General features: G+C 68.4%; 3 protein-coding genes. 1 reads left to right on the forward strand and 2 read right to left on the reverse strand.

What is annotated here, in order from left to right; all coding sequences use genetic code 11:
* Positions 1-111: 111 nt before the first annotated feature.
* Both PKD06_RS04190 and PKD06_RS04195 read right to left on the reverse strand, forming a co-directional pair.
* Positions 112-1044: an amino acid--[acyl-carrier-protein] ligase gene (locus PKD06_RS04190; RefSeq protein ID WP_324377902.1), complete on the reverse strand. Its 933-nt coding sequence runs from the start codon at positions 1042-1044 to the stop codon at positions 112-114.
* 25 nt (positions 1045-1069) lie between these two features.
* Positions 1070-2272: an acyl-CoA dehydrogenase family protein gene (locus tag PKD06_RS04195; RefSeq protein ID WP_324377904.1), complete on the reverse strand. Its 1203-nt coding sequence runs from the start codon at positions 2270-2272 to the stop codon at positions 1070-1072.
* Positions 2273-2552: 280 nt separating this feature from the next.
* On the opposite strand from PKD06_RS04195, the gene PKD06_RS04200 reads away from it, so the two are divergent.
* On the forward strand, positions 2553-2825 hold the full coding sequence (locus PKD06_RS04200; protein WP_324377906.1) for a phosphopantetheine-binding protein: 273 nt from the start codon (positions 2553-2555) through the stop codon (positions 2823-2825).
* The last annotated feature ends 171 nt before the right edge of the window (positions 2826-2996 follow it).

The raw sequence follows: 2996 nt of genomic DNA on the forward strand, positions 1-2996 counted from the left end.
CTGCGCAAGCCCTCGCGCCGGGCCGCGAGGCTCGGATCGGCCTCCCCGCCGAGCGCCATCATGTCGAGGAAGCGGCGGATATGGGGATCGAGCGGCATCTTCGGTGCCCTGTCAGAGCCTCAGGGCGGCGCGCACCGATGGCGGCCAGCCGGCGATCGTGGCGCCGTGGGTCGCGAAGAGCGCCACGGCCAGCCGGTCCATGCCGAAGGCGACACATCCGGTATGGGCCGGCTCGCCATCGGCGAGGTGCAGGCCCCAGGTCGTGCCGAAATGCTCGCGGTGATAGTTGAAGCTCATGCAGGCCGTGCCGGCCGCCGCGCCTCGCAGCGGGATCAGCAGCTCGAATTTCAGCGATTGCTCGAGCTGGCTGAAAGCCATGATCTGGCCGAGGCGCCCGAAGAACGGGTCGCTCGCCTGCTCGACCGTATAGGGCAGGCCCAGCTCGTCGGCGATCTCCTTCGCGCGCACGATCCAGCTCTCGCGGAAGGCGGCCACCTGCTCGGGCGTGCCGACGCGGACATATTCCCGCATTCGGAAGGACTGGAGGCGGTCGAGATGCGCCGAGGGCTCGCGGCGGAAGCAGTCGCAGGCGACGTCGAACCGATAGCCCCGCTCCGGCACGGGGCCGCGCTCGGCGGCGATCGGATAGACCGGATAGCAGGAGGCGGGGGTCAGGACGAGGTCGGCGGGCTCCAGGCTCGTCGTCCAGTCGCCGCCCTGCCCGTGGCGGTCGGCCGCCGCCCTGATCTCGGCCTCGCTCCCCTCGAGGCAAGCGACGCAGCCGATGAGGTTCGGGAAGCTCTTGAGATAGCCGTGGCGCTCGAGATCGGCGCGGCTCATCACGGGGGGAAAGCGGAAGATTTCCGTCTCGTCCTCGCGGCGCGAGGAGATCAGGGCGGCGAGGCCCTCGACCACCGATTCATAGGCGCCGGTGCGGGCATAGACGCCCTGCGCGTTCATCGGCCGGAACATCGTATCGAAGAGCTTGTCCAGGGGATCCTGCACCGGGGGAGAGGCCGGCGCGTTCATCACGTTCATGTTCATGGCGGCTTCCTGAAAGAATGAGGGGTCAATCGCGGAGCGAGGCGGCGACGGGAGTCATGAGGGTGGCGGTGGCGAGATTGGCGAGGATCCGGTCGTTGTGGATCATGATCGGAGCCGAGAGGATGTCGCGGAGCGGCCGGCCGATGCTGAAATCGCCGTCCTCGCGGTAGCCGGCGAGGCCGTTGGCGCGCATCGCACTGCTCACCGCCGCAACCGCGAGTTCCGACACCTCGACCTTGAGCATGGTGATCGCGGTCTGGAAATCGAGGGCGGCGAGGGCGTCCGGCTCGGCTTCCGCGGCCTCGAAGCGGTCGATCCCCTGAGAGATCAGGGCGCGGGCCTGTTTCAGGCTGGACACGGCGCGGGCATAATGCAGGGCGCCGGGCGGGCTCGCGCCGCCGGCCCCGCGCATCGCGGTCCGCGTGAAAGCCTGCGCCCGCTCGACGGCCCCGGCGGCGATGCCCGCCCAGGCGCTCGACCACAGGATGTGGGAGACCGGCGTCATGGTCTGGTTGTGGATGTCGGCATAGCGCGCGCCCAGCACCTGCTCGGGGCGACCGCGGGCTCGCAGGCGAAAGCCGCTGCTGCATGTGCCGCGCATCCCGAGCGTCTCCCAGCCGCTCAGCCGCTCGAGCGTGTAATCCTCCTTGAGGAAGGCGCAGAGCACCTGGTCGGAGGGGCCGGCATCCGCCGACCTGCGGGCCACCGTGACGATGCCGTCCGCCTCCGCGCCGTAGGAGATGACGGTCGCCGCCCGCTCCAGCGTGATCCACTCGCCGTCCGGCTCGACGGCCGCCGCGGAGGAGCGGACGTTGCCGCCGCCCTGTCCTTCGGTCGTCGAGGAGGCGAGAAGCAACTGGCGGTCCGCGATGCGGCGCATCAGGCTCCCGAGCCACGGCTCTCCGCGCCCGTGGCGCGTGAGGCAGGCGACCTTCGTCTGATGCATCGCGAAGATCATCGCCGAGGACGAGCAGGCGCGGCCGAGTGTGTAGCAGATCTCGGCCAGCGTCCGGACCGGAGCCCCCTCCCCGCCGAATTCGATCGGGATCGCCGCCCCCAGAAGACGCTGCGAGCGCAGGGCCGCCATCGCCTCCGCCGGAAAGCGCGCCTCGCGATCAACGCTCTCCGCAGCCACCGATGCCGCCGCCGCCGCGGCGGCCGCGCGGGCCGCAAGGCCGATCGCCCCGCCCGCCGGATCCGTCGCGATGATCCTGTGCTGCACCGTCATGGGTTCCTCCGAGGCGCCGTGGGCGGCCGGCCCGGAGAATTCCGGCAGGCTGCGTCCGATCCCCGGAACTTAGGACGAGACCTTCAAAGTCGGATTAAGTCGATTGCTCGAATGCATCGATATCGGCGCTACACCAAGTTAACCAAGAGTGAGATTAACGATGAATGCCGGACTATCGAAAGATTCCAACAATCGATCTCCCTCATGAAAATTCAATTCTATTGCCGCGTAGCCGGTCCGATCCAACGGAAACCGGATTGCACCTGGAGGACCGACTCTTATGCCCGGAATTCAGCCCGCCAGCACCGCCGACCGTACCAGGAGCCTGGCACGGAAGGTCGCCAGCCATCATGCGATCAAGCCGGATTTCAAAACCTCGGACGCCCTGGTCGATATCGGCCTGTCATCGCTCGACCTGGTCAATCTGATGATCGCGGTCGAGGCGGAGTTCGACATCATGATTCCGCCGGCCCTGCTCAGCCCGAAGAACTTCTATTCGATCGATACGATCGCCCGCATGGTCGAGACGGTCCGCTCGGGACAGGCGGCCTGAGGGGCGTTCGGCCCGGCGGGCCGGCCCTTCAGGGGCGGCGAAGCTCCAGGAAGCCCCCTTCCCCATAGACCAGCGCCCCGGATTCGGCCCGGTTGAGGCGGATCTCGCGCACCGCGCCGAGGAGGATCGCGTGGCTGTGCCGCTCGATCACCTCCTCGAGCTCGCAATCGA

Source organism: Enterovirga sp. (assembly GCF_035325185.1).
Classification (GTDB): domain Bacteria; phylum Pseudomonadota; class Alphaproteobacteria; order Rhizobiales; family Beijerinckiaceae; genus Enterovirga.

Excerpts from the sequence above, each read along its gene's own strand:
- PKD06_RS04200 (WP_324377906.1), top strand. The coding sequence starts at position 2,553 with ATGCCCGGAATTCAGCCCGCCAGCACCGCCGACCGTACCAGGAGCCTG.
- PKD06_RS04195 (WP_324377904.1), bottom strand. The coding sequence starts at position 2,272 with ATGACGGTGCAGCACAGGATCATCGCGACGGATCCGGCGGGCGGGGCG.
- PKD06_RS04190 (WP_324377902.1), bottom strand. The coding sequence starts at position 1,044 with ATGAACATGAACGTGATGAACGCGCCGGCCTCTCCCCCGGTGCAGGAT.